Annotated in this window: 25 protein-coding genes; 15 read left to right on the forward strand and 10 right to left on the reverse strand. The window is 53.3% G+C overall.

The window, feature by feature from the left end:
* Positions 1-47 precede the first annotated feature (47 nt).
* The gene (locus CYQ09_RS08410) at positions 48-1,499 is read left to right on the forward strand and encodes a cobyric acid synthase (RefSeq protein ID WP_106744956.1); all 1,452 of its coding nucleotides are present in this window, start codon (positions 48-50) and stop codon (positions 1,497-1,499) included.
* On the opposite strand, the gene CYQ09_RS08415 is transcribed toward CYQ09_RS08410, so the two are convergent.
* From CYQ09_RS08415 to CYQ09_RS08440, 6 genes are all read right to left on the reverse strand, one after another.
* Complete coding sequence (locus tag CYQ09_RS08415; RefSeq protein WP_106744957.1) at positions 1,496-2,113, reverse strand: hypothetical protein; 618 nt, start codon at positions 2,111-2,113, stop codon at positions 1,496-1,498. The two genes, CYQ09_RS08410 and CYQ09_RS08415, sit on opposite strands and share 4 nt — an antisense overlap.
* A 67-nt stretch (positions 2,114-2,180) precedes the next feature.
* Complete coding sequence (locus tag CYQ09_RS08420) at positions 2,181-3,554, reverse strand: TolC family outer membrane protein (protein WP_106744958.1); 1,374 nt, start codon at positions 3,552-3,554, stop codon at positions 2,181-2,183.
* Positions 3,555-3,604: 50 nt separating this feature from the next.
* The gene (locus CYQ09_RS08425; RefSeq protein WP_106744959.1) at positions 3,605-4,258 is read right to left on the reverse strand and encodes a protein-L-isoaspartate O-methyltransferase family protein; all 654 of its coding nucleotides are present in this window, start codon (positions 4,256-4,258) and stop codon (positions 3,605-3,607) included.
* Between the two features lie 124 nt (positions 4,259-4,382).
* Positions 4,383-5,462: a DUF1513 domain-containing protein gene (locus CYQ09_RS08430; protein ID WP_106744960.1), complete on the reverse strand. Its 1,080-nt coding sequence runs from the start codon at positions 5,460-5,462 to the stop codon at positions 4,383-4,385.
* 1 nt (position 5,463) lies between these two features.
* Positions 5,464-6,480 carry an imelysin family protein gene (locus CYQ09_RS08435; RefSeq protein WP_106744961.1) on the reverse strand — a complete coding sequence of 339 codons (1,017 nt, stop codon included), beginning with the start codon at positions 6,478-6,480 and terminating at the stop codon, positions 5,464-5,466.
* Positions 6,477-7,967, reverse strand: coding sequence for a di-heme oxidoredictase family protein (locus tag CYQ09_RS08440; RefSeq protein ID WP_239495911.1), 1,491 nt, complete (start codon positions 7,965-7,967; stop codon positions 6,477-6,479). Before CYQ09_RS08440 ends, CYQ09_RS08435 begins: the two co-directional genes overlap by 4 nt.
* A gap of 100 nt (positions 7,968-8,067) precedes the next feature.
* Here CYQ09_RS08440 and CYQ09_RS08445 point away from each other — a divergent pair, with 100 nt between their 5' ends.
* Both CYQ09_RS08445 and CYQ09_RS08450 read left to right on the forward strand, forming a co-directional pair.
* Positions 8,068-8,523 carry a hypothetical protein gene (locus CYQ09_RS08445; RefSeq protein WP_239495889.1) on the forward strand — a complete coding sequence of 152 codons (456 nt, stop codon included), beginning with the start codon at positions 8,068-8,070 and terminating at the stop codon, positions 8,521-8,523.
* 109 nt (positions 8,524-8,632) lie between these two features.
* On the forward strand, positions 8,633-9,103 hold the full coding sequence (locus tag CYQ09_RS08450) for a Dps family protein (RefSeq protein WP_106358807.1): 471 nt from the start codon (positions 8,633-8,635) through the stop codon (positions 9,101-9,103).
* 10 nt (positions 9,104-9,113) lie between these two features.
* On the opposite strand, the gene CYQ09_RS08455 is transcribed toward CYQ09_RS08450, so the two are convergent.
* The 4 genes from CYQ09_RS08455 to CYQ09_RS18295 all read right to left on the reverse strand — a co-directional run bounded on the left by CYQ09_RS08455 (position 9,114) and on the right by CYQ09_RS18295 (position 11,109).
* Positions 9,114-9,365 carry a DUF1289 domain-containing protein gene (locus tag CYQ09_RS08455; protein WP_106744963.1) on the reverse strand — a complete coding sequence of 84 codons (252 nt, stop codon included), beginning with the start codon at positions 9,363-9,365 and terminating at the stop codon, positions 9,114-9,116.
* Between the two features lie 73 nt (positions 9,366-9,438).
* Positions 9,439-10,701 carry an imelysin family protein gene (locus CYQ09_RS08460; protein ID WP_106744964.1) on the reverse strand — a complete coding sequence of 421 codons (1,263 nt, stop codon included), beginning with the start codon at positions 10,699-10,701 and terminating at the stop codon, positions 9,439-9,441.
* Positions 10,702-10,774: 73 nt separating this feature from the next.
* Positions 10,775-10,945 (reverse strand): hemin uptake protein HemP, encoded by a 171-nt coding sequence (gene hemP, locus CYQ09_RS08465; protein ID WP_106744965.1) that lies wholly within the window; start codon positions 10,943-10,945, stop codon positions 10,775-10,777.
* Positions 10,945-11,109 carry a hypothetical protein gene (locus CYQ09_RS18295; RefSeq protein WP_162617607.1) on the reverse strand — a complete coding sequence of 55 codons (165 nt, stop codon included), beginning with the start codon at positions 11,107-11,109 and terminating at the stop codon, positions 10,945-10,947. Before CYQ09_RS18295 ends, hemP begins: the two co-directional genes overlap by 1 nt.
* 548 nt (positions 11,110-11,657) lie before the next feature.
* On the opposite strand from CYQ09_RS18295, the gene CYQ09_RS08470 reads away from it, so the two are divergent.
* From CYQ09_RS08470 to CYQ09_RS08525, 12 genes are all read left to right on the forward strand, one after another.
* Positions 11,658-13,775, forward strand: a complete 2,118-nt coding sequence (locus tag CYQ09_RS08470; protein WP_204353918.1) for a TonB-dependent siderophore receptor — start codon at positions 11,658-11,660, stop codon at positions 13,773-13,775.
* Between the two features lie 64 nt (positions 13,776-13,839).
* A complete protein-coding gene (locus tag CYQ09_RS08475; RefSeq protein WP_106744966.1) occupies positions 13,840-14,856 on the forward strand; it encodes an iron-siderophore ABC transporter substrate-binding protein in 1,017 nt (338 codons plus the stop codon).
* On the forward strand, positions 14,856-15,839 hold the full coding sequence (locus CYQ09_RS08480) for a FecCD family ABC transporter permease (protein WP_106744967.1): 984 nt from the start codon (positions 14,856-14,858) through the stop codon (positions 15,837-15,839). The genes CYQ09_RS08475 and CYQ09_RS08480 overlap by 1 nt, the downstream gene beginning before the upstream one ends.
* On the forward strand, positions 15,836-16,813 hold the full coding sequence (locus CYQ09_RS08485; RefSeq protein ID WP_106744968.1) for a FecCD family ABC transporter permease: 978 nt from the start codon (positions 15,836-15,838) through the stop codon (positions 16,811-16,813). Before CYQ09_RS08480 ends, CYQ09_RS08485 begins: the two co-directional genes overlap by 4 nt.
* Entirely contained in the window at positions 16,810-17,580 is a 771-nt protein-coding gene (locus CYQ09_RS08490; protein WP_106744969.1) for an ABC transporter ATP-binding protein, read from the forward strand. Before CYQ09_RS08485 ends, CYQ09_RS08490 begins: the two co-directional genes overlap by 4 nt.
* Positions 17,577-18,599 (forward strand): siderophore-interacting protein, encoded by a 1,023-nt coding sequence (locus CYQ09_RS08495; protein ID WP_106744970.1) that lies wholly within the window; start codon positions 17,577-17,579, stop codon positions 18,597-18,599. The genes CYQ09_RS08490 and CYQ09_RS08495 overlap by 4 nt, the downstream gene beginning before the upstream one ends.
* 285 nt (positions 18,600-18,884) lie before the next feature.
* Positions 18,885-20,516 (forward strand): peptide ABC transporter substrate-binding protein, encoded by a 1,632-nt coding sequence (locus CYQ09_RS08500; protein WP_106744971.1) that lies wholly within the window; start codon positions 18,885-18,887, stop codon positions 20,514-20,516.
* Between the two features lie 83 nt (positions 20,517-20,599).
* Positions 20,600-21,523, forward strand: a complete 924-nt coding sequence (gene oppB, locus CYQ09_RS08505; RefSeq protein ID WP_106744972.1) for an oligopeptide ABC transporter permease OppB — start codon at positions 20,600-20,602, stop codon at positions 21,521-21,523.
* Positions 21,524-21,533: 10 nt separating this feature from the next.
* Positions 21,534-22,460 carry an ABC transporter permease subunit gene (locus tag CYQ09_RS08510; RefSeq protein ID WP_106358826.1) on the forward strand — a complete coding sequence of 309 codons (927 nt, stop codon included), beginning with the start codon at positions 21,534-21,536 and terminating at the stop codon, positions 22,458-22,460.
* A 1-nt stretch (position 22,461) separates the two neighbouring features.
* Entirely contained in the window at positions 22,462-23,430 is a 969-nt protein-coding gene (locus CYQ09_RS08515) for an oligopeptide/dipeptide ABC transporter ATP-binding protein (RefSeq protein ID WP_275425360.1), read from the forward strand.
* Complete coding sequence (locus CYQ09_RS08520) at positions 23,430-24,434, forward strand: oligopeptide/dipeptide ABC transporter ATP-binding protein (RefSeq protein WP_106744974.1); 1,005 nt, start codon at positions 23,430-23,432, stop codon at positions 24,432-24,434. Before CYQ09_RS08515 ends, CYQ09_RS08520 begins: the two co-directional genes overlap by 1 nt.
* A gap of 396 nt (positions 24,435-24,830) precedes the next feature.
* A complete protein-coding gene (locus CYQ09_RS08525; protein ID WP_162617608.1) occupies positions 24,831-25,247 on the forward strand; it encodes a hypothetical protein in 417 nt (138 codons plus the stop codon).
* Positions 25,248-25,250 lie beyond the last annotated feature (3 nt).

Consider the following 25,250-nt stretch of genomic DNA (forward strand, 5'->3'; position numbering starts at 1 on the left):
TCGCCTGCCTTTATGCGCACCTATTGTCGCCGCGAAAGTGAGGCGCGATGACCAAAGCGATTATGATCCAAGGTGCTGGGTCCAACGTTGGAAAATCCATGTTGGTCGCGGGAATTGCGCGCGCCTGCGTAAAGCGCGGACTATCCGTAGCCCCCTTTAAACCGCAAAACATGTCGAACAATGCGGCCGTTACTGCCGATGGCGGCGAAATCGGCCGCGCACAGGCGCTACAGGCCCGCGCCTGCGGCCTAGAGCCCCTTGTGGACATGAACCCTGTACTACTTAAACCAGAGACGGACACCGGCGCACAAGTCATCGTACAAGGCCAGCGATTTGCCACGCTAAAGGCGCGCGATTACGGAAAACAAAAGGCGCAGCTAATGCCTGCCGTGCTCGACAGCTTTCGGCGTATTGGCGCGGGCCGCGACCTTGTGATCATCGAAGGGGCCGGCAGCCCCGCCGAAGTAAACTTGCGCGCTGGCGACATTGCAAACATGGGCTTTGCTGAGGCTGCCAATGTGCCGGTCGTACTGGTGGGTGATATTGATCGTGGCGGTGTCATTGCACAGCTTGTCGGCACCCACGCTGTTTTGTCAGATCCCGACAACGGTCTGATCAAGGCTTTTGCAATTAACAAGTTCCGCGGTGACACGACGCTGTTTGCCGAAGGCCTAAACATCATTGCACAACGCACCGGATGGGCCAGCCTTGGTGTCGTTCCTTGGTTTGCAGATGCTTGGCGGCTACCAGCCGAAGACGTGATGGACATCGCAAGCCGTACCGGCGGAGACATTAAAGTTGCGGTCCCACGCCTTAATCGTATCGCGAACTTTGACGATCTTGATCCGCTATCCTCCACACCAGGCATCAGCGTCGAAATTATTAATCCTGGCCAACCGCTTCCCGGAGACGCCGATCTGGTTATCATTCCCGGATCGAAATCCACCATTGCTGACTTGGCTCATTTTCGCGCCCAAGGATGGGATATTGACCTAACCGCTCATGTCCGTCGCGGCGGGCATGTATTGGGTATCTGTGGCGGCTATCAGATGTTAGGCACATCAATCACCGATGAAGACGGCATTGAAGGCACACCATGCCGCGTTGCTGGGCTGGGACTGCTCAATGTACAGACCGTGATGAAACCACAAAAACGGCTCGCGCGATCTATGGCAACCTACCTGCCCACAGGTGATGCGGTCAGCGGCTATGAAATTCACTTAGGCGAAACCACCGGCCCAGACTGCGAACGCGCCTGGTTATCGCTTGACGGACGCGGTGAAGGCGCCAGCAATACAAGCGGTCAGGTTATGGGCTGCTATTTGCATGGATTATTCGAAGCTGACAGCTTTCGCGAGGCATTCCTGTCACGCCTTGGAAAACCGCTTACTCATCATAGATATGCGGACAGCGTGGATGCAACGCTTGACGCGCTCGCAGAGCATCTTGAAACGCATATGGATATTGGCCAGCTTATCGCGTTGGCCGGGCCAGTTTAATCCAACCCTTTACTGACAAGCACACGGTTAATCTCACGACGTACCAATTTGCGCACGTTTCGGGTGATACGCTCACCCAACTCACCGCTCAATTCCTGATGTACAATTTCGACGACAAGGGCGCGCAGGGCGTCTTCGTCAATTCCCGCATTCGGCACCTCTAGATCAGCAGTTTTCCGCTCATCCTCTGCTATTTCGCGGATAATCGGCGGGCCGTTCAGGATTTCGGACGAATCGAGAATGCGAGACTGGAAAGCACTTGCAGCCCACGCTGTATCGTCAAAGTTCTCACCTTCGTCAGCTTCAAAGTCCTCTGACTGAGACGTAACGGCGGCTTCCAACTCGGCAATCGTGGCTTCTAACCCAGCACGATCAGTGCGCTTAGCAGGTTCCAGCACAAGAATTTTATTGACTTCATCAGCGTGGCGAAACGCAGGTTCTTCAACCATTTCAGGCTCTGCTGACGGTTGATCCACATCCACCCGCAGCGCAGGTGTAAGTATCAAACGCTCGGGCGCAGGAGCAGGTGTCTCGCCCGTACGCACAGAGATGAGATTACGCACAGATCTTAGCAAAGCGTCGTCAACGTCGCCCGTTCGTGCAGTGCTAGACATGGTGCATTCCTCGCTGTGTATCCGCCTTAAAGATTAATCCAAAAGGCGGATCTAAACAACAGCTTGGTTATTCCTCGCCGATTGCGCGCAGTACCCGATCCAATGAACGGCCCTGCTCGGACAAAAGTGGCGGTGAATCTTTGACCATATTATAATAAGCGGATGGGTCGTACTGCTGCACAGGCAGGTTCAGGTGCTCGGCCGTCAAAAGGCCCATCGCAGACAGCACAGCGTATGATGCGATGACTTCGTCAGCTTGGCCTGAAATGCGGCTTGCCTCTGCATCCAACAATTCTTGCTCTGCGTTCAGAACTTCAAGAGTGGTACGCGAGCCAAGTGTCGCCTCTTCGCGGACCCCTTCGAACGCAACACGCGCTGCACTGATCTGACGATCAGAAGCTTGACGGGCCGCGCGCGCAATTTGGAGCGATGCATATGCATTTCCAACCTGCTGTTCGACCGATGTCATCGTCAGGTGCAAACCAGCACGTGACGCATCACGGCTTGCAATCAACTGGCGCATCACGCTGGCAATTTGCCCGCCTGCATAGATCGGTCCACCGACATCAATGCCAATCTGGCCAGCCTCAACAGAATCTTGGTTCGTGGATATTGATCCGCTCAGTGACACTGTCGGGATCACAGCAGTTTCACCGCGACGAATGTTCAACTCGGCCGCTGCAACCGAGTGCTGAACCTCAAGGACGCTGGGGTGATTGCGGACAGCAAAATCTTTTGCCTCGTTTACGCTTTGCGAAACAGGCGCAGGAGAAACAGTTGCAAGGTTCGAAGGTGCACGGCCAACCGCAGCGCGGTATTCTTCGATCGATTGCACCAACGCACCTTGAGCGGCGGCAAGCAAACTACGTGCCGCGGCAAGACGCGCCTCAGCAGAGGCGACATCAGTCCGTGTGACTTCGCCAACCTCGAACCGGTCTTGGGCCGCGCGGAATTCTTGGGTAATCACGCGGACGTTGCTTTCGCGCAATTGCACGAATTCTTGGTTGCGACGCACGTCCATATAGGCCTGCACTGCGCGCAAAAGAATGTCTTGTTCAACATCGCGTAACGTTTGACGCGTACTAAGAACCAATTCTTTTTGGGCATCAACGGCAAGACGGTTTGAACCACCATCGTACAACGTCAGGCTACCGCTAATTGCAGCAAGCGCTGTGTTCGTCGCCTCACGCTGGGATGCAGGTAACGCGTTGTTGATTGAACTGGACGCGGACATCGACCAGTTGATCACTGGCAAAGTCGCGGCTACCGCTTGCGCCACATTTTCATCTGCAGCGCGTAGTAAAGCGCGGTTTTGTTCAAGTAGGCCAGAGTTTGTATATGCCGCCGTTAGCGCATCTGACAATGTCTCTGCCTGCGCCGCCGCTCCGGAAATCATCGAGACGACTACCGCGATAGCAGCGAACCCTTTGCGTTTGATCATCTTTTTATCACTCACTTTTTAGTTAGCGCCGCGCATATGATATGAACGCGTTAGAGCGCGAATTCTGCTTCTTTTTCAAAACCTGTCAAAACGGGCGCGCTCGCGTTAAACGCAAAGCGCCAGTTTACTATACCATCCAATTTGTGCCCCACGCGGACGACACCCAGGTTTCCCTCGGCGAAAACGCATGCAATGCGGCCACCTTCGCGCAATTGCGCAAGCACGGCGTCAGGCACTGCCTGAACGCCACCTTCAATCATAATAACATCGTAAGGGCCTGATTTTTCAGAACCTTCAGCCAACGGACCAGCCATAATTGCGGCATTGTCGATACCCAGTTCGGAAAGCAGGCTTTGCGCCTCTTCGGCGCGCGCTTCGTCGTCTTCTACCGCAACAACAAAGTCACACATGTTTGCCAAGATCGCCGCAGAATACCCAAGACCGCATCCCATATCCAACGCAACATGCTGTGGCTGAATATCCAACACATCTAGCATTTTCCCTAAGGTGCGCGGTTCAAGCAAAACACGACCGCCGCCGATATCAAGGTTTTCCCCGACATAGGCTGCTTCACGTTGACTGTTGGGGACAAATTGTTCGCGCGGAACAGATAGCATCGCGTCAATGATTGGGAACTTTGTTACGTCAGAAGGGCGCACCTGAGTGTCGACCATCATTGTGCGGCGGGATGCATAGTCTGTCACGATCTAAACTCTTTCGTTCAGTTTATTTTCTGCTTCATGCCACAGAAGGGCTCGCGCGGCAACGATTGATCTAGTCATGGACTGGCTTCAAAGCAAGCAGTCGCCGACAAACTAATAACGCCTTTTAGACACCAACAGGAACAATATGGTTATCCCATGCCAGTTCCGCCATTTTGGCAAGCCGCAGTTCGCCTTGATCAATCTGCCCCAGTTCTCCAAAGCCGGTAGTGATAATAAATCCAGCATCGCACGCGGCAACGCCGCCTGCATCAGCAGCCGTAACACGCTGCATCAAAGCTTTGCCATCGACATCATATATTTGAACAACTCCACCCACTGGCGAAGTCGTCGCAACCAACGCCGCATCTGGTGAAAAAGAAATACTACCAACATAGCCGCGCATATCACGCAATTGATCAGCAGGTGCAGTCAACAATTCGGCCTGCCCGCCCAACTGATGCATACCAGCTAGGACAGAAACATCCCCACCGCCCTGCCATTGCATACCAAATGCAACGACGCCGGACGCAGACACATCTAGATGACGGATCGAATTTTTGTGTAAACTTGGATCAAGCGCGACTGTTTCGATCAGCTGACCGTTACGAACGTATGATAAATTAGGCGCCATTGTCGCGATATTTAGTTTTGCGCGCCCGCTGTCCGGATGCGTATCTATACCGCCGTTCGCAATCACCAGCGTTTCTGTGCCCGGCAGCCGCTTAACATCGTGTGGACCGACACCGCCGCTCGCGAATTCATCGACCCGGACATAGCCTGCGGGCACATCCCAAACACCAACGCGCCCCTGCCCGGCCTCATAGTCATTTTCGGTTGTGAATAACCACTGACCATCAGATGAAAATGCACCATGTCCGTAAAAGTGGCGACCTTCTGGCGCTGTCATCGTCGCCTTTGGTTTACCAGACAAACAATCGATCACGATCGCAAAGGTCCCCGGCCGCCGCGCAAAGGCGACAGCCTCTGGTCGGGTTGGATGCGCTGCGGCGGCATGGCCACGTGCCGGCAGTGGGATTTGGAACAATATGTTTTGGCCTGCGCCAATTCCGCAAAGGACATAACGACCATCCGTCAGCGCTGCCGCCGATAGAAACTGTGGCGACCCAGCATCGGCCCAAGTTGGCGTCGGGACAAGCCCCGTTGCCAGCAGCCCCGCTAAAAACTGACGCCTGCTTGTCGTCATGCTAGTCTCCGTCCAAGGCATTGAAACCCGCAATAACACCCAATTTAGGACCCAGTTCATTGCGCACAACAGTTCTGATCGCGCTCACATTTTGCTGCACCACCTCTATTTCAAAGCGGGTCATCGGGTCATCGACGCCAGCGAAGACGGGATCGTCAAGTTGTTCAGCGCGCGACTGCGCGCGATCAAATGCATTGGTTAGATTGGTGGCAAGCGCTGCATCGTCGCCGGCCAATCGCGTCGCAAGATCACGCAATGCCGCAAGTGACAGCTCGACATGGCGGGCAGATCGCCCCGAGCGCCGCGCTTCGGCACGGGATGCACGGGGACGGTCAAATGTTCCTAACGGACGCCCCAAACGTGTATCGCCGACAAATTCCAACCCGGTCGACACGGCTTTGAACATCTCTTGGGCGGCTTCTTCTTCGGTGTGGTAGATTCCGTCTGGCGAAGGGTTCAACAGCTGATCAGCATAACTGCCAGTCCAGTCATCCTCGATCGCATCTGTCAGAGCCGCAATATCGCCGGTTACGGTACGGATAAGCGTACAGCGATATGCATCAGTTCCTGCAACCGCGATTGTGTCGTCGTATAGCAGAAATTCAAGCGCATAAAATCCGCGTGCGGCAATGGACACATCAGCATAATCATCGGGGTTTTGCGCAATATCGTCTTCTGACGCGATCATTGCGGCAAGCGTCTTTGGCGTTACCGCGCGGCTGTCAGGCCAAAACGCAAGCGCGTAGGCGCGATCATCACGCTCGCTTGGGCCAAACCGCAAATGGCTCACGCCGACCCATGCATCAAACGCATCCCCATAGGCTGCGCGCAACTGCGGCGACCCAGATACACAATCGGATTGCGCGACATCGGCCAACACCTGTGACCGTTCGGCCAAACGTTTATATCCGGGCAATACGTGATTGTTCACAGCGTCCGCTGTCAGTTCTGAAATGGGTCGCGCCGCTGCCGGACCTACAGCCAACGTCACCGCACAGGCAAACAATAGAGGTCTCATAAGCTCTCCAAGAATGTAATTAAATCGTCGCGGTCTTGTTTTCGCATCGCAGCAACTGCGTCACGCATAGACTGTGCTTCGCCCCCATGCCAGAGAATTGCCTCGAGCAGGCTCCGCGCGCGGCCATCATGCAAGAAATACGTATGACCACTCACTTGCTCGGTCAAGCCAACACCCCAAAGTGGCGGCGTACGCCATTCGGTTCCCGTCGCACGTGCTTCTGGCCGATTGTCGGCCAGCCCTTCGCCCATGTCATGCAGCAACAAGTCAGAATACGGCCAAATCAATTGAAAGCTTTGTTCGGGCCGATCTTCTAAGCGATGTGTCACAAAACTGGGCGTATGACATGAAGTGCAGCCCGTCTGATAAAACAGTTCTTTCCCGCGCAAAACATTTGGATCGCCAACGTCGCGCCGTGCAGGCACGCCCAAATTTCGGCTATAAAAGGTGACAAGATCAAGACCTTGATCATCGACCTCGGTGACCCGTGCGTCGCCATCACCGTGCGGGCCAGCCTGACAATCCGTTTGCGACGGCATACATTCCCCTGCACCATTTGGAAACAGCGGCGATGAGATACCAATGTCACCGGAAAACGCCGCAGCCGACTGATGCCGCACAGTCGGCGCACCGGCCTTAAGGCCAAACCGCCCCAACATGGGCTGATCAAACTCAACAGACCAAACGATATTTGCGCGTCCCGAAACCCCGTCGCCATCGGCGTCGTCAGGATCGACATTTGCCAAAATATCTGCGGCTGGAATTGCCTCTAGCAGACCAAGACCGATCATTTGGGGCGCGACACGCGGGCTTAACATCGCGTCAGGGTGAAGCGGGCCATATCCCAAATCTGCGGCGCGATAGGTCGGATGGCGCAGGCTGACGATCTCTCCACCTGCTAGAATTACGGTTTCTTCGGTATACTTCACGTCCAGCCGGTATTCTGCCGGATGCCCCTGCACGGCGAAATCCTGTAACTGCTCACCATAGGTCGGATCAGGAAGCGTTGCGATGTAGTCTTCGATATCCGCGATTTTGTCGTCGTAACCGCCCGGAATAGAAACACGCAAAAACAGTGAAACCGCACTATCAGATGCATTTTCAGGGGTATGCCCGCGCCCATCTTTCAAGTGGCAGCGCTGACAGGACCGCGCGTTATAAAGTGGCCCCAAACCATCAGAGGCAAGCGTCGACGATGGAGACGAAACCCACAACTTGCGAAAGAAACCATTACCGACCTTAAAAGTCAGTTCATCCTCAAAACTGATATTTGCCGAGGATTGCGAAAACGCATCTGCGTCAATGCGCGCACGTACCGTCGCCGCGCCTGCGGATTTTTCTTCGAACCGGGCGGCGGCGCTGAAATCCGTTGTCGGTTCAGTGACCGCTTGGATTCGGGCAATTTCAGCTTCGGTCCGAGGAATAATGTTCAGATGCGGTTCATCCAACACCCCTGAAATGGCCGAAACCGGCGCACACAGCAGCACAAAGCCAAGATTAATAACAGAACGGCGCACAAGATATCTTTCTAAGCTCGGATATTTCTGATAGTTATAGTCGGAATTCAAAAAGCGCGAGTCACTTTTCATGGCAAAACCGATCCTGAGCTGCGACATGGTGGCACGACCAATGTCTGCTGAACCAGCGCGTCAGCCGCAAAGCCCACCTGATTTGGCAGCACAATGGCGTGATGTTCTGAATGCACTGCGCGTAATTGCATTGGAATGCCGGGTAGCTGCGCAGATGGACTTGTTCAAGGCCTGCGCCATGCTGTCCACCCAGCCTGAAACCGCGCGCGATGCTCATGCCCGCGCTTTGATCAAATGCCTACGCCAAGTAACGAGTCGCAAAACCACCTTCTTCCGACCCGGAACTGAGGAGATTTCATTCGACGAGGCGTGGCTTGTGCAGGCTTTGAGCGCGATTAAACGTGGCGATGGCGATAGTTTTGCGTTCCTCGTTCGATCACGTGTACCGCGCGAACACCAACGTCATATAGGTTTTCTGATCCGCGGGATTTCCGAGCAATTTTCTCAAGTTTAGAATTATTCTAAAAAGTTCTTGGCTTTTACAAAAAGTGCTATAAATAAGGCGTTAAGCAAGCCAGCTTTTCGCCAGCCAGCATTTATTTTGAATCGCAGGAAGAACTGATATGACACAGACTGCCATCACTCTTAGCACAGACGCAAAAGCAGCAATCGCAGAAGCACTGAACCAGACAGTCGCCGAAACTGCGGTCACAACGATGCTTGCGCAAAACTTTCACTGGAACGTCACCGGCATGGCATTCGGCCCGCTGCACGACCTTTTCCAAAAAATGTACGAAGACCATTTTGTCGCCCAAGACGACCTAGCAGAGCGCATCAAAGCAATTGACGCACACGCCGAAGGTACGCTTGCTGGCATGATCAAACGGTCCAAAGTTTCCGAATTCGAAGGCAAAGCCACCGACAAGGAAATGATCAAAATGATGCTCGACGCGCAGGAAACGCTGGCTGCTACATTGGCAGGCTGTGGTGAACTGGCCGCATCACATGGCGACACACTGACCGAAGACCTGTGCATCGCACGCGGTCAAACACACGAAAAATTCGCGTGGTTCCTACGCTCACACCTCGCCTAATCTTTTTGGTTCAGTTAACGAGTTTGAAAGGCGCTTCGGCGCCTTTTTTCTTGCACTTTTTCGCATAGGCAATGCGCCAACCTGCGTATTTCCCCATGACCTCTTGCTGCGCCATCAGCATGGTTACAAAGCCGTCACGCTGGCTATCTTTCTTTAACCGCTTAAAGATAGACTTTTGCGACTTAGTCATGGAACAACCAATACAGTGGCCTTCGCGTTTGAATTTGCACACATCGATACAGGGGCTTGGTGTCTTTGGCATGTTGGCTCCGACGGAAAAGGGCGGCACCCCTTTTGGAATGCCGCCCCAGTTTAATGTGATTAGTAACAGGTTTCTATTCGAAAACCGCTTCTGGATCGTCAAGGCTGTCAGAGCCTTCGAATGCGATTTGATCAACGCCCAACGCTGCAACCACACGTTCAAACGAACGTGTCTGGTCGATCAAGCCGTTAACACCTCCCATAACCAGTGCTTCACCTGCTTCGTTTCCACGCTCAAGCATTTGGTCATAAGCAAAACCAGCTTCGGCGGCTGACTTGATACGGCCCAGTGCAAGCATTGTTGTCGACAGTTTGGTCTGCACTTCGGTGTCCAGATCTGCATCTGTTTCAGCAACCAGATCAGACAGTGACGGACCGGTGACTAAAGTACCGTCTACGCGGATGTATTCACCGCGGTAAACGTTCTGCACACCCAAACCATCGTAGTAGTGGCTGTTGTGTGTGTTGTCAGAAAAGCAATCGTGCTCTTCTTCTGGATCATTCAACATCAGGCCAAGGCGCATACGCTCACCAGCTTGCTCACCGTATGAAAGTGAACCCATGCCAGTCAGGATAGCAGAGATACCAGTTGCTTCGGTTTCGGTCAGTTCAGCACGTGCCGCACCACCATCAACCCACTGTGCAGCCATCCACTCAAGATCGGACACCAGCAAATCAGTCGCCGCTTTCAGGTATTCACCGCGACGATCACAGTTGCCGCCCGTGCAGTCATCGCCAGTGGCATAGTCAGTCCAAGGACGGCTACCGGCACCAGTGCCGTGACCGTTCAGGTCTTGGCCCCAAAGCAGGAATTCAATCGCGTGGTAACCCGTCGCAACGTTAGATTCGACGCCATCGGCCTCGTGCAGCGTCTCTGCCAGCAGCTCTGGCGTGATCGCAGCCGCGTCAACTTCAGCGCCAGACAGAGTGAAAGATGGGTTCGCAACAACGTTCAGCGCAGCAAATGCGTTTTCGTCGGTCGCGCCGCCATAGGAGGTATCAACATAATCGATCAGACCTTCGTCCAATGGCCACGCATTCACTTTGCCTTCCCAGTCATCAACAATCGCGTTGCCGAAACGGAAAACTTCGGTCTGCTGGTAAGGAACGCGCGACGCGAGCCAAGCGGATTTCGCTGCTTGCAGTGCTTCTGCGGATGGGTCCGCGATCAACGCGTCTACGGCCGATTGCAGTGTCTTCGCAGTGATTAACGCATCGTCATAGTTGGCCGCAGCGATATCTGCATAGGTGTTCAAGACGTCAGCCTTTTCAACAGCCAATACAGGCGTTGCGAGGCTAAGGCCCAGCGCAGTTGAAAGTAGGTAGATACGTTTCATGTAGTCGTTCCTTTAGTAAAACATACAATGATGAGGATAACAGTCGCTGCGATCCAAAATCGGAATACGGGTCTTATTTGGTCAAAATTAATTTGCCGGCCCGAGTGATCCGCAGCGTATAAGTCTGGTCGCCTAATGTGATCAGCGCGCGGTCGCCATTTTGCGTCAAATCGGGCGCTGAATATGTTGGCAGTTGCTGTGGCTCTGCTGGCTTAGTCGTGCGTGGAAGCGGATGTACCGACATTAGCTACGCCCTCCTTGATGCTCAAACCGGTCAAAAACCCACTCAAGGCTCAGACCTTCGAACGTTGCGGGCTGATGCATCACATCGGCAAACTCTGTCCGTGCGGGGCGATTTGCACCACGATCAACAGCTTTTTCGTTTACCTGTTGTGTGCCCTGTTGCATCGCAAGGTCCTTCTGGCGGGTCGCCTATCGGCATCCTTGGACAGCCCAAGGACAAGATGCTTCTTACCTGAGCAATTTAATCAACAAAGTCAATCCGACTTTTTTACTCGGATTACACATTATTAGAACAACAAGAAGGAAACGCACATTACGTAGCCCCATCCAAAGCATGCCTCATGCTAAATAATGGCTGCCGTCTAACGACACACCGTAGACACAAGATGAGCAAACATTTTGCCCAGCGCCATTTTAAACATAAGAGAGTATACAACCATGTTGCCCCTCGATTGAAACGCCGCACGGCGATGTTGGAAAACACCAACAACACAAAATACGAACATCAAATTCGGACCGCTCAACCCTAGAGCCATGAATAGATGAAACAAAAACGCAACACCTCTACAGTCTTGCGTTTTTACCATTGCACCCGATCAATACCAAGTAAATTAGTCGGGTTTAAATCGTAGCAAGCAATGGCCGCACCGATCACCCACGTGTAACGCGGTCACCAGCAAGCCATCTCAAACTACAGCTTGCAGGATACCCACATGCAAAATCAATCTATCACAACCGTCACGCAACAGATGTTGGTTCGTTCAGGTTTAAAAATCGCTCTTTTATCCTGTACTGCCATTGCCTTTCCAGTCGCAGGTTTTGCACAAGATACCCAATCGCAGATGCTGGGTACGATTACGCTTGATACCGCATCAGATGAAGAAACGGTCGTTGCGTCCAGCACGACATCCAGCAGCAAGACAGACACTGATCTTTTGGATGCGCCCGCATCCGTTTCTGTTGTCACTGCCAAAGAAGTCGAAGCACGTGGCGCCCAGAATCTAGAACAAGTTCTGAGCTACACATCCGGTGTCATGGTCAACGAGTGGGGCGGCGATGACCGTTATGATGCATTCCGTATTCGTGGATTTGATCAGCTTGCCAACGGGACCTACCGTGATGGGCTACCTGTACGCGGGGAATTCTTTACCTTTGGTCGTCGCGAACCCTACGCATTCGAACGTATCGAAGTGCTAAAAGGATCGAATTCGTCACTGTTTGGTTTGAACGCGCCCGGAGGATTGGTCAACGGTGTAACAAAGCGCCCAACAGGTGAAGCTTTTGCAGAAACATATGTGACACTGGGCGAAGACCATAGCGAAATCGGCGCCGATTTTGGCAACACGTTGAACGACGACGGATCGCTGAGCTATCGCGTCACAACAAAAGTGCAAGACGGTGCTTATGGGTATGACTATTCAACAGATGATCGCCGCTATCTGGCGGTTGGTTTAACATACGCACCAACAAATGCGACGACACTGACATTTTTGGCCGACTACAAAGAACACGACAGCGTGCCCGGCGTCGGTTTCTCCGATACGCTTGATGTCGACATTGATACGTTCCTTGGTGAACCAGACTTTAACAAAATGGACACAGTCGAAAGCAACATCGGCTTTCAGTTTAATCATGATTTCGGTGGCGGTCTGAGTTTTGGAAGCACCGCGCGCTACATGGAATTGGATCTTACATATGAACAAGTCTACGGCGCGACGTCTGATCCGGCAGCAGCCCGTAGTGCCTTTGCGGTCGATGGGCATAGTGAACAATTCGCCATCGATAACCGGCTTCAATACGAACGCAGTTTTGGTCGATTTGAATCGCAAACGCTGGTCGGGCTGGAATATACTTGGTTCCAAATGGACGAAGCATCTAAATACGGCAGCGCGTCGGGTATTGATGCAAACGATCCCAACTATTGCGGAACAGCCTGCATTACAGTGCCGGACTACATCATCTGGGCGCCAGAGCTACAAACAACATCATTGTATGTCCAAGAAGAACTGACATTTGATGATCGTTGGATTGCAACCCTGGGCGGACGATATGACGTGATCGATATGGCGTCGAACGTCAGCTACGATGTTTATTCCGGCATCGATACGACGGTTCCTGAAGACACAGTTGAAGCATTCACAAAACGTTTTGGGCTAACTTACAAAGCAACAGACGACCTGTCGGTTTACGCAAACTATTCAGAATCCTTCCAACCAAACCTCACGAATATCTCTTTGGAGTCGCAAGAAGGCGAACAGTACGAGCTGGGCATGAAATACCGCCCCGCAGGCATGAACGCGCTGTTCACGGCATCAGTCTTTGACCTGACGCAGACAAACGTGAACACACAGGTGTCGCCAACCGAAAGTCGCCAGATCGGCGAGGTCAACGTGCGTGGGCTTGAGCTGGAGGCCAAAGCGGAAATCTCGAATAACTTCAGCTTGCTCAGCTCTTATGCGTATTGGGATGCCGAAATTGTCGACGATGGGATCGCCACGAACGAAGGTAACCGCCCTGCCCGACTACCTAAACATATTGCTTCGGTCTGGGCAAACTATGCCATCGAAGACCTAGATAACTTAGGTGACATGAACTTTGGCCTAGGGGCGCGTTTCATGGGGCAGACATATGGCGACGACGCGAACACGACAAATGTTAAATCCTACACAGTCGTCGACGCTGCGTTCGGCTATGCCGTGACCGAGAATGTCGACTTGCAGCTCAATGTGACCAACCTGTTTGATACCGAATATATGACCACATCTTACTACGGTAGCGAATACTATGGTGACGGTCGGACAACACGCGCCACGCTCAAATACACTTGGTAATGAAAACAACCTTCGCCCGCACACCGGGCGGAGGTTTCCATCTTTGCAATTGAACGGATAGCACATGCTCAAGAACAGTTTCATTTCAACGACACTGAACCGCCGCAGTTTTCTAGCAGGTACAGCCAGTGTTTTGGCTGCCCCACCTGCCCTTGCGCAAAGTGCAGACCTGACGTTTCAGCACGCATTTGGTGAAATTACACTGCCCGCCCCCGCAAAGCGCGTGGTTTCATTGGGCTACAACTCTCACGATTCAATCTTGGCCTTGGGCATTGCACCCGTCGGAATCAGGTATTGGTATGGCGACTATCCCTATGGCGTCTGGCCTTGGGCGCAAGAGCATCTGGGCGATGCAGAACCTACGGTTATGACTGGCGAAGTATCAGCCGAAACAGTTGCTGGCCTTGCCCCTGATTTAATTGTCGCAAATGGGTCAGGCATATCCGAAGCCGAATACGCACTGCTTTCACAGATCGCGCCGGTACTTATGCATTCAGACGAATACTCGGCCTATGGAACACCTTGGGATGTTGGTCTGCGCACGATAGCACGGGCTGTTGGTAAGTCTGATCTGGCAGAAACACTGATTACTGATGTGCATGATAAATTCGCAGGTATTAAAGCCCGAAATCCGGACTGGGCTGGCAAGACCGCAGTTGCAGCTTGGCATGATGGCGGCCAAACTGGTGCCTTCATGGGCGAAGATACCCGTGCCCGTTTCTTTACGGACCTTGGTTTCCGACCAACAGAAAAATTGACCGAACAAACAATCATCGACGGCTTCTATACGACATTGTCGCCAGAGGATCTTTCTCCGCTTGACGCTGATCTATTGCTGTGGATTTCGTCAACAGATCGCGCACCTGATATCGCAAACCTTGCGATGCGGCGTACATTGAATGCCTACCGTGAAGGCCGCGAAGTGTTTTGCAATCAACTGCTCGCTGGTGCCGTTTCATTTGGTACAGTCCTATCGTTGCCATATGCGCTCGAACAACTTGAACCGCAAATGAAGCTCGCGTTGGATGGTGATCCGTCAACGGTCGTCCCGACGGCATTAGAAGCAGGTCTAACAGAATAATGCGCTTTGCCGGGATCGTTATTCTTCTGATTATCGCGGTGGCCTTGGCGCTCGCTGTTGGTGCGCGCAGCATCCCCCCGCGCATATTTCTAGAGGCGTTAACCCACTACGACCAAACAGATCCCGCACATGTGACGGTTGCGGCCATTCGCATGCCGCGATTGTTCGCAGGCCTGATTGCTGGGGCCGCACTTGGCGTTGCGGGAACGGTGATGCAGGCAATCACGCGAAATCCGCTCGCTGATCCCGGTATTTTAGGCGTGAATTCAGGCGCTGCGTTTGCTTTACTGTTGGGGACTACCCTATTGGGACGGTCTGATCAGGCAATGGTCGCGTTGCTCACGTTCCCGGGTGCCGCGATTGCATCTATTATTGTCTTCGCCCTTGGTGGTGGCCTTCGCGGTGATGTTGGCCCTGTGCGGCTCACACTCGCTGGGGCCGCGCTGAATGCGCTTTTACTGTCGCTGGTGACGGCATTGGTGCTCGTGCGGCAAGACTCGCTTGAGGTGTTTCGCTTTTGGGTCGCCGGGTCGTTAACCCAAGCAACCACACGTCCATTAATGGAAATGGCTATGGTTGCATCCGTCGGCGGTCTTGCTGCGCTCGCGATCGCGCCGCAGATCGAGGCATTATCCTTAGGTTCCGCACTTTCACGAGGGTTAGGGACACGCCCCGGCAGGGTACAAGCGGGCGCTTTGGCTGTTGTGACATTGACCACCGGCGCAGCTGTCGCTGTCGCCGGGCCAATTGCGTTCCTTGGTCTGATGGTACCGCCATTGGCACGACTGATTGTCGGTCACTGGCTTCGGATGGAACTGATCGTCTCAGCCATCCTTGGGGCGACAATCCTGTTGTTTGCTGACGTGTTAGGCCGGGTCGTGATGGCACCATCCGAAGTTCGCGCTGGCATTATGACGGCCTTACTAGGCGGTCCTGTATTCCTTTGGGTCGCACGGCGTTTACGCCCCGGAGCTCAATCATGAGAGGCCCAGTCTTTATGATATGCCTGCTATGCGGGACCGTTGTCGCCTCGCTTATCTTTGGGCAGTCGTCGTTATCTATAGCAACCCTGTGGGAAGGCATGACAACCGGCACAGGACCGGGCGCGCTGATGATCAATACGATCCGGGGACCGCGTGTCGTTACCGCATTTGGCGCAGGTGCCGTGTTAGGGCTGTCAGGGGCATTGTTCCAAGCGCTCTTTAGAAATCCACTTGCCGCACCAGACATCATGGGTTTCACCTCTGGGGCGGGCTTGGCCATTATTATTGCCGTCGCATTCGGGATCAATGCGCCCATGCCGCTCGTCGCCGCAATCGGCGGTCTTGTTGCCGCCGGATGCGTTGGTTTGATTACTCATCAAAAGGGACACGTCCCTGCCCCGCTGACCTTGATTTTGGTCGGACTTGGCGTCGGTTTTTTCAGCTCTGCACTATCGACTTTTCTGCTTACATTGCTTGCCCATAATGAAGCCGCAGAAGCGCAGCGTTGGTTAACAGGATCGCTCGCCGCGCGTGACTGGAGCCATGCGACACAGGTCTGGATCATCGGCGGCGTGCTAACAGCAGTGTCACTTGGACAAATGCGAAATCTTGCGGCGCTTGAATTAGGGCCTGACCTTGCGGCGGGGCTGGGATTACGTGTTGGGGCAGCCCGCTGGCTGCTTTCTGGTACGGCTGTCTTGCTTGCTGCGACAGGTGTGGCAGTGGCGGGTCCTGTACCCTTTGTGGCATTAATGGCCGGCCCCATGGGAATTCGCATGACAGGTGCCCAAAGCCTTACCAGCAAAATGCTGTCAGGCGCAGGCGCAGGCGCGCTTGTGCTCATGCTCGCGGACCTTGCGGCACGGGCAGCCCTACCCGGCATTCAGCTGCCTGCGGGTGTGATGACCGGAATTTTGGGCGCGCCTTACCTGCTCTGGCGTCTATCACGAGAAATGAAAAGAGGTGAGCTATGAGCCTGACAACCGTTGATCTATCGCTTGGGTATGATGATCAAAACGTGATCGAGGGCCTAAACCTGACCTTTGAAAAAGGCCAGATGGTGTCCATCTTGGGCCCGAACGGGTGCGGTAAATCAACCCTGCTTAAGGCAATGGCCCGATTACAAAAGCCCAGCGCAGGACAAGTGGTGTTAGATAGTGTTGATATTAACACCCGCGACACACGTGCTCTCGCGCGCGAGATGGCGATCCTTCCCCAAGCACCGCTCGCGCCAGAGGGCATCAGCGTTGCTGATTTGGTCAAACGCGGGCGCACGCCTTGGCGCGGTTTTCTTAGCCCTTGGCGAGATGAAGATGCCAAGGCATGTCATGACGCGCTTGCAGCAGTTCAAATGCAAGACTTAGCAGAACGTCCAATCAATGAGCTGTCAGGCGGGCAACGCCAGCGTGCTTGGATCGCATTGGTTTTGGCGCAAAACGCACCGCTGTTGCTGTTAGACGAACCAACCACATTTCTGGATCTCGTTCACCAGATTGAGGTGTTGAGCCTCCTTCGTAAACGGAACAAAGAAACCGGGCTCACGGTTATTTCAGTACTTCATGACCTGAACCTTGCCGCACGATATTCCGATCAGCTGGTCTTGTTGGGGCATCAGCGATTGGTTGCCGCGGGTACACCCGATCAGGTCCTGACCGCGGCGAATTTGTCAGATGCATTCGGGCTTAAGGCGCGCGTTGATCCGGACCCCGTTACAAACACACCAATGGTAATCCCACTATGACCAAATCAACATCAACAAGCCGCTTTGACGGCACTGTTTCCGATGATCTGTTACCCCATATCAAGTCTCATATCGAGGAATACGGTCTACCTATGACCCAATATTCCGATCGGTTGGAGGTCACGTATGGCGATGCTTCGGTTTCGTTTTCGGTTGATACCCTAGGATTCAGCGTTGCAATTGTCGCGCCAGACGACACCCAGTTATACCAAACACGCGAAGCCGTGATTTATTTACTCGATCATGTTGTGCCGCAGGCAAGTGCAGATATGAAATGGACGGGTGACGAAAACGTCAACATTACGCCTCCCAACTTTCAGCTAGGTTCTGTGCTTTCGGTGCAGCGCGTATCTGCAAATTTTCTACGCGTCGTCATCAAGTGTGAAAATCTTGTCCCGTTCTCATCGGGCGGCATGCATTTTTCCCTTCTGTTACCGCCTGAAAATAGGCCAGCCGTTTGGCCTATGCTGAACGACAAAAAACGCACGGTATGGCCGACAGGCGACGACACGCTTCACCGTGCCGGATATACCTTTGTTGATTTTGACCGCGCTTCTAGCAGCTTTAGCTTTGACATCTTTGAACATGCGGGGGGGCGCACAACAAATTGGGCACAATCCGCGCTGCCCGGCAACGTCGTTGGAATCATGGGGCCCGGCGGCGGTGATTTTCCGGTTTGCGATGCACTGCTGATCGCTGGCGATGAAACCGCACTGCCCGCAATTCGACGCATCTTGGCCAACGCCGCGACGCACACCACTGGCCGCGCCATCATCGAAGTGGGCGATGCACAAGATATATCACCAATAGCCACCTCTTCGAACATTCAAATCGAATGGGTCGTACGTCAGGATAAAACGACATTATGGTCGAAGCTATCCAAGATCGACCAATTGCCCACGGGTACCTTCGTCTGGATCGCGGCAGAACGTGGAATCGTACGTAAAGCAAAAGATTTCTTCCTGAAAAAAGGCGCGACCAAAACCGAAAGCTACTTTTCCGGATATTGGGCTTATTAACCGTTCTCGTGAATGACTACAGGGGGCGTATTGCGAATCGCTGTGGCCGACGCTTCGAAAAACAACTATAGATTGATTTTTATTTTCTGAACTTCGAAATGATCACAAGGGTCGCAAGGCACACCTAAACGCCTAAAAATTACCTATTTGCATAAGTTTCCGTCAGGGTAGCTGAAAAGTTACTTGCCATTTTGACTCATTGGTCAAAGGATTAAGGATCGACGCGCAAAGCGTACGGGACAACGAAACCCCGTCCGGCCAACGGGCGGCAAACAGGGAAAATCCATGACATTTAAATCAACATTGATGGCGACCACTGCTGCTGTATTTACAGTCGTAGGCAGCGCCGCTTTTGCAGAAGCACATGCAACACACCCCGTAACGGGCGAAATACTTGCTGCGGATCAGACATTTACCTACCGCGATTTGGATGAAAGCCCATCGATTGATCCGGGCGTTGTCGAAGACAGCGCCGGCGGCGATATCGTGCGTGATTTGTTCGAAGGCCTGATGAACCAAGATGCTGACGGCAATATCGTTCCCGGCGTGGCGCAAAGCTATGAAGTCTCTGACGATCTGCTGACATACACATTCACCCTGCGTGATGCAAAGTGGTCCAATGGTGATCCCGTACTTGCAAGCGACTTTGTATATGCGTGGCGCCGCGCGGCATCCCCGGAATTGGCGTCACCATATTCATGGTTTCTAGAACTGATGGCGGTTGAAAACGTATCCGAGGTCATCGCAGGCGAAATGCCAACAGATGCTCTCGGTATCTCAGCCCCAGACGATCATACTGTTGTCGTGAAAATCACCCAGCCCCTGCCCTATTTCCCGCAGATGCTGACCCATTACACAACCTTCCCCGTACCTGAAAAAGTTGTCGAAGAACTGGGCGCTGAATGGACTAAACCGGGCAACATGGTGTCCAACGGTGCATATGTTCTGACCGAGCACGTTCCCCAGGAAAAATTGGTGCGTGAACGTAACCCAATGTATTGGGACAATGAAAATACCATCATCGAAAAAGTCACATCACTGGTCATCAACGATGAAGACACTGCGCTAACACGGTATCTTGCGGGTGAACTTGACCGGACAGATATTCCTGCGGGTCAATTCCCGGCCCTACAAGCAGAGTACCCAGAAGACGTGATGTCAGTGCCAAATGCATGTTCTTATTACTACACTATCAACTTGACCGACACGACCAACCCAGCGCTCTTGGATGTTAATGTCCGTGAAGCACTGTCGTTGGCGGTTGACCGTGACATCATCGTGCACAACGTTCTCGCCGGTGGTCAAAAGCCCGCTTATACGTTTACCCACTGGGCAACCGCTGGTTTTGAAACGCCTGAAACACCAATGGTTTCGATGACCCAAGCCGAACGCAACGAAAAAGCGGCCGAGCTGATGGAAGCCGCCGGGTATGGCAGCGACAATCCACTGTCATTGGAATTGATCTACAACAGTTCGTCAGCCCATGAATCTATCGCTGTCGCGGTTAGCCAAATGTGGAAGCAGACACTGGGTGTCGAAACAACGCTTGGCAATGAAGAGTGGCAGGTGTTCTTGGAAACACGTGGCAACCAAGACTACCAGATCGCACGTGGCGCTTGGTGTGCCGACTATAACGAAGCATCAACATTCCTTGACCTCATGCAGTCTGAATCAGGCTACAATGACGCGAAATACGTTAACGCTGAGTATGACGCCCTGATGGCAGAGGCCAAAACATCAGATAACCCTCAGGTGCAGTATACAGCTGCAGAGCAGCTGATTGCACAGGATGTCCCAATCATCCCAATCTACCACTATGCGGCTGACAAAATGCTGCGTCACAACGTCAAAGGCTGGCCGTATAATAACTTTCAGCAGAACTGGTATGCGCGCGACCTTTACATCGTAGCAGACTAAACTTAGTCGACTGCCCAGTTGATCGCGCCCCTTTGTGATATAAGGGGCGCGACACTCACTGCTTTTCGCTTGGAAAATTCAACATGTTCAGCTTTGTCGTTCGCCGCCTCATGGTGGCGGTGCCAACCCTATTGATCCTTGTGGTCCTGTCTTTTGTGCTGATGTACGCAGCACCCGGCGGTCCGTTCAACTCTGAACGCCCACTACCGCCCGAAGTTCTTGCTAATATCCAAGCCAAATATGGATTGGACCAACCGTTCTGGAAACGGATCACTGATTATATCTGGGGGGTTGTCGCACATTTCGATTTTGGGCCGTCGTTCAAATTCAAGGACCGTTCCGTCAATGACATCATCGCCCAAGGTTTTCCCGTGACGTTAACTTATGGGTTCTGGTCGTTTGTGTTGGCAACAGTTGTCGGTGTGACGCTAGGAACTGCCGCAGCGATTAAACAGAACAGCTGGCTGGATTATCTGGCCGTTGGCTTCAGCGTTGGCGCGCAGGTTCTACCCAACTTCGTGATGGCCCCGATCCTTCTGCTGGTCTTTACCCTATGGCTTGGCTGGTTGCCCGGCGGTGGTTGGAACGGTGGCGAATGGCCATATTTGATCATGCCCGTGATTGCCCTATCCACGTCATATATGGCGTCGATCGCCCGGATTATGCGATCGTCGATGCTTGAGGTGCTGAACACTAACTTTATCAGAACCGCACAAGCCAAGGGTATTCCGATGCGCCGGGTCATCCTACGCCACGCAATGAAGCCCGCGATCTTACCGCTGCTGTCCTATTTGGGGCCAGCATTTGTTGGCATGATCACCGGTTCCGTCGTGATCGATGCGTTCTTCTCAACAGGTGGCATTGGCACATTCTTTGTGAACTCGGCCTTTAGCCGCGACTATTCGGTCATGATGGGGATCACCATTCTGGTGGGCGCGCTGACCATTCTCTTTAACCTTGTGGTTGATATCCTCTACGCGTGGATTGACCCCAAGATCCGCTACTAAGGGGTCCCAGATGTTTCCCAATCGGACAACTGTCGAAGATATCGAAAACGCCGCTGCTTTGGCCGAAGTACAGGGCCGGTCGCTCTGGGCATCGGCCCGTGCACGGTTCATGCGCAACAAGGCAGCTGTGGTATCACTTATCGTTTTGATCCTCGTCGCGGCCTTTGCGCTATTTGGTGGGTTCTTTGCCCAATGGGAGCGAGACTTTGTCGATTTTTCGCTCATGGGACGCAACGCGCATTTGGGCGTTCCTTCGTTTGAAACCGGCCACTACTTTGGCACCGACAATAGCGGTCGTGACCTATTTGCGCGGACGGTGCAAGGCACTGGCATTTCGCTGATGGTTGGCATCGTGGGCGCGATGGTCGCTGTTCTTGTCGGTACGCTTTATGGGGCGACGGCCGGTTACTTTGGCGGTCGCGTTGACGGCATCATGATGCGCATCGTCGATGTACTGATGTCGATCCCATTCATGTTTGTTCTCATCTTGATGCTTGTGATCTTTGGCCGGTCAATTCTGATGCTGTTCATCGGTATTGGGCTTATCTCATGGCTTGATATGGCGCGGATCGCCCGTGGTCAGACACTGACCATCAAAAACAAAGAATTCGTCGAAGTTGCCGTGGCCACTGGGGTTCATCCGCTGCGGATCATCTTGCGGCATATCATTCCAAACCTGCTGGGCATCGTCGTCGTCTACGCGACGCTACTTGTTCCGAATATGATCATCTTTGAAAGTTTCATCAGTTTCCTTGGCCTTGGCGTACAAGAACCCAACACCAGCCTTGGCGCGCTGATCAGCGAAGGTGCAGGCACCATGCAATATGGCACGCTGTGGCAGCTTCTTTTCCCACTGTTTTTCTTCGTCCTAACGATCTTTGCCTTCTTCTTTGTCGGTGATGGTCTGCGCGATGCTCTCGACCCAAAGGACCGCTGATATGAGCCTGTTGAACATCCAAGACCTAAAGGTTTCATTCATCACCCCCGAGGGTGAGGTGAACGCGGTGAACGGCCTCAACCTAAGCCTGAACGAGGGTGAAACGCTTGCGGTGGTCGGTGAATCCGGGTCTGGCAAAAGCCAAACCGCATTTGCCACAATGGGCCTATTGGCCAAAAACGGGCGGGCAACGGGGGCGGTCAACTTTGACGGGCAGAACCTGCTGGGCATGTCCACCAAGGCGCTGAACAAAGTGCGTAGTCAGCAAATCGGGATGATCTTCCAAGACCCGATGACATCGCTGAACCCATACCTGCGGATCAGCGAACAGATGGCCGAAGTCCTTACGCTGCACAAAGGCATGTCTAAGCGGGACGCGATCACTGAATCGGTCAAGATGTTGGACGCGGTGCGTATTCCTGACGCTCGCAACCGGATCACCAACTATCCGCATGAATTTTCGGGCGGGATGCGGCAACGTATCATGATCGCCATGTCGCTTTTGTGTCGGCCACGTCTGCTGATCGCAGACGAGCCAACGACAGCGCTAGACGTGACAGTTCAGGCGCAAATCATGCAACTGCTTGGCGATATTCGTCGTGAATTTGGAACGGCAATCATTCTGATCACACATGACCTTGGGGTCGTTGCTGGCTTCTGTGACCGCACGCTCGTGCTGTATGGCGGCCAAGTCATGGAAGAAGGGCAAACTGAAACTGTCTTTACCAAACCGACCCACCCATACACCTTGGGACTGCTCCAAGCCGTACCGCGACTTGACCGCGACGAAGTAGAACTTGCGACAATCGCGGGCGAACCGCCCGACATGTCACGCCTACCAGCGGGCTGCCCATTTTCACCACGTTGCGCCGTCGCGATGGACAGATGCGCCACCCAGCGCCCTCCCCTCGAAACACTAGAGGCAGGCCAGCGCCGCGCATGCCACAAACCAATTGCGGAGGTCGCGTAATGTCCACGATCCTTTCAGTAAAAGACCTATCTGTCACCTTCGATATCCGCCGCCCTGGTGCATGGCCTTGGACGCCCGCTGACAAATTGCATGCGGTGAATGAAGTCAGCTTTGACCTAGCGGCTGGCGAATGTCTGGGCGTCGTTGGGGAATCTGGATCAGGCAAATCGACCCTCGCCCGCGCGATTGTCGGAACCGTTCCGTCTTCAGGTGGCCAGATCATGTTCGAAGGTGGCGACCTTGCGAACATGTCCCCCGCCGAACGCCGCGTTCACCGCCGCGATGTGCAGATGATCTTTCAAGATCCGCTAGCGGCGCTGAACCCCCGCATGACCGTAGGCGAAATCATCGCCGAACCGTTGATAACCCACGAACCAAACACGCCACGTGCCGAGGTCAAAAAACGTGTTGCAGAACTTATGGAACGTGTGGGTCTGCTCCCCAACCTCATCAACCGCTACCCGCACGAATTTTCCGGTGGCCAATGCCAGCGGATCGGCATCGCACGCGCGCTCATCCTCAAACCCAAGCTATTGATCTGCGACGAACCCGTGTCGGCGCTGGACGTTTCGGTGCAAGCACAGGTTGTCAACTTGCTTATGGGGCTTCAGCGCGACTTTGGTCTTTCGCTCATCTTTATCGCGCACGACCTTAGCGTTGTAAAACACATCAGCGACCGGATCATGGTACTGTATCTTGGGCGCACGATGGAACACGCCGATGCACACGCATTGACCACCGAACCCGAGCATCCCTACACCCAAGCCCTGATTTCATCCGTTCCGATCCCCGACCCTGTTCTTGAAAAAGCACGTAGTCGGCCGATCCTGCAAGGCGAACTCCCTTCCCCACTTTCACCACCATCTGGCTGCGTATTCCGTACACGTTGCCCAAAAGCAGTGACCAGCTGCGCCCAAAACCGCCCAGTGATGTTGGACATAGGCCAAACCCACCATGTTGCATGTCCCTATCACGCCCCTCGGGATGTGCTAGCCACGGCATAAAACTTTGCCCATCTTGCTTTTGCAGGATGAGCAAAGGCACCAATTTTTGCTCAAAACTCTATTCTAAGGCGCGATGGCTTACTGCGCCGTTCAAAAATGAAAGTGGCTGATGCCCGCATCACGCCACACAAAAGCCCGCCTCTTTGATGAGGATTGTCCCGGTTTAGGACCGCTCTTGTGACTTCGTTTCACTTCGATTTGGCCATACTCTGACAGGTTAGCACAATCCGCAAGCGTCGGGCCAAAAGTGATTCTCTTTGGTCGACGGTGATTAGCCCACTCTCATCCGCGTCAAATATTTCTCTAAAGAGAGTGAGTCTCTCTCCTTTGATCGTTCGAAAAACTAAGGGCCAAGCGTTTGGCGCACTTAATTTCAAACAGTCAAAGGAGACAGAAATGTCTGGTACTTATTCTCAAATGGAATTGAACGAAATGGCCGCAGAATTCGCTGAAATGGATGCCGAATTTGCGGAGTTTGGGCTTGAAGAAATGGACAGTGAGCTGTCCGAAGCATTTGCTGAACTTGATGCGGAACTTGATGCTGCAGGCATTAGCGAACTTGGTTTTGAAACGGCGTCGATCGGCGAACTGGCTGACAATGAATTCGACCAACAGTTCATTGGAAAATACCTTTATAACAAAGCCCGCAAGCTGATCGCGACGATTGTCCGTCTCGTTCGCCGCTATGGGAAATGCTCCAAATGCGTTCCCAAAGTTTTGAAAGCAGTGCGTTATTTCAAGGCAAAAAAATACGCATCCGCGATCCGCGCCGCTTACGACGCATATCGCTGCATCAAGGCATGCACCAAGTAAATT

The sequence above is a fragment of the Yoonia maritima genome, assembly GCF_002933395.1.
Taxonomy (GTDB): domain Bacteria; phylum Pseudomonadota; class Alphaproteobacteria; order Rhodobacterales; family Rhodobacteraceae; genus Yoonia; species Yoonia maritima_A.

What these genes read in the sequence shown, in the direction of transcription:
- CYQ09_RS08455 (WP_106744963.1), bottom strand. Translation starts at nt 9,365, where the DNA reads ATGCCAAAGACACCAAGCCCCTGTATCGATGTGTGCAAATTCAAACGC.
- hemP (WP_106744965.1), bottom strand. Translation starts at nt 10,945, where the DNA reads ATGTCGGTACATCCGCTTCCACGCACGACTAAGCCAGCAGAGCCACAG.
- CYQ09_RS08420 (WP_106744958.1), bottom strand. Translation starts at nt 3,554, where the DNA reads ATGATCAAACGCAAAGGGTTCGCTGCTATCGCGGTAGTCGTCTCGATG.
- CYQ09_RS08430 (WP_106744960.1), bottom strand. Translation starts at nt 5,462, where the DNA reads ATGACGACAAGCAGGCGTCAGTTTTTAGCGGGGCTGCTGGCAACGGGG.
- CYQ09_RS08525 (WP_162617608.1), top strand. Translation starts at nt 24,831, where the DNA reads ATGTCTGGTACTTATTCTCAAATGGAATTGAACGAAATGGCCGCAGAA.
- CYQ09_RS08510 (WP_106358826.1), top strand. Translation starts at nt 21,534, where the DNA reads ATGTTTCCCAATCGGACAACTGTCGAAGATATCGAAAACGCCGCTGCT.
- CYQ09_RS08480 (WP_106744967.1), top strand. Translation starts at nt 14,856, where the DNA reads ATGCGCTTTGCCGGGATCGTTATTCTTCTGATTATCGCGGTGGCCTTG.
- CYQ09_RS08520 (WP_106744974.1), top strand. Translation starts at nt 23,430, where the DNA reads ATGTCCACGATCCTTTCAGTAAAAGACCTATCTGTCACCTTCGATATC.
- CYQ09_RS08485 (WP_106744968.1), top strand. Translation starts at nt 15,836, where the DNA reads ATGAGAGGCCCAGTCTTTATGATATGCCTGCTATGCGGGACCGTTGTC.
- CYQ09_RS08435 (WP_106744961.1), bottom strand. Translation starts at nt 6,480, where the DNA reads ATGAGACCTCTATTGTTTGCCTGTGCGGTGACGTTGGCTGTAGGTCCG.
- CYQ09_RS08490 (WP_106744969.1), top strand. Translation starts at nt 16,810, where the DNA reads ATGAGCCTGACAACCGTTGATCTATCGCTTGGGTATGATGATCAAAAC.
- CYQ09_RS08495 (WP_106744970.1), top strand. Translation starts at nt 17,577, where the DNA reads ATGACCAAATCAACATCAACAAGCCGCTTTGACGGCACTGTTTCCGAT.
- CYQ09_RS18295 (WP_162617607.1), bottom strand. Translation starts at nt 11,109, where the DNA reads ATGCAACAGGGCACACAACAGGTAAACGAAAAAGCTGTTGATCGTGGT.
- CYQ09_RS08500 (WP_106744971.1), top strand. Translation starts at nt 18,885, where the DNA reads ATGACATTTAAATCAACATTGATGGCGACCACTGCTGCTGTATTTACA.
- CYQ09_RS08470 (WP_204353918.1), top strand. Translation starts at nt 11,658, where the DNA reads ATGCAAAATCAATCTATCACAACCGTCACGCAACAGATGTTGGTTCGT.
- CYQ09_RS08460 (WP_106744964.1), bottom strand. Translation starts at nt 10,701, where the DNA reads ATGAAACGTATCTACCTACTTTCAACTGCGCTGGGCCTTAGCCTCGCA.
- CYQ09_RS08450 (WP_106358807.1), top strand. Translation starts at nt 8,633, where the DNA reads ATGACACAGACTGCCATCACTCTTAGCACAGACGCAAAAGCAGCAATC.
- CYQ09_RS08445 (WP_239495889.1), top strand. Translation starts at nt 8,068, where the DNA reads ATGGCAAAACCGATCCTGAGCTGCGACATGGTGGCACGACCAATGTCT.
- CYQ09_RS08515 (WP_275425360.1), top strand. Translation starts at nt 22,462, where the DNA reads ATGAGCCTGTTGAACATCCAAGACCTAAAGGTTTCATTCATCACCCCC.
- CYQ09_RS08475 (WP_106744966.1), top strand. Translation starts at nt 13,840, where the DNA reads ATGCTCAAGAACAGTTTCATTTCAACGACACTGAACCGCCGCAGTTTT.
- CYQ09_RS08415 (WP_106744957.1), bottom strand. Translation starts at nt 2,113, where the DNA reads ATGTCTAGCACTGCACGAACGGGCGACGTTGACGACGCTTTGCTAAGA.
- oppB (WP_106744972.1), top strand. Translation starts at nt 20,600, where the DNA reads ATGTTCAGCTTTGTCGTTCGCCGCCTCATGGTGGCGGTGCCAACCCTA.
- CYQ09_RS08410 (WP_106744956.1), top strand. Translation starts at nt 48, where the DNA reads ATGACCAAAGCGATTATGATCCAAGGTGCTGGGTCCAACGTTGGAAAA.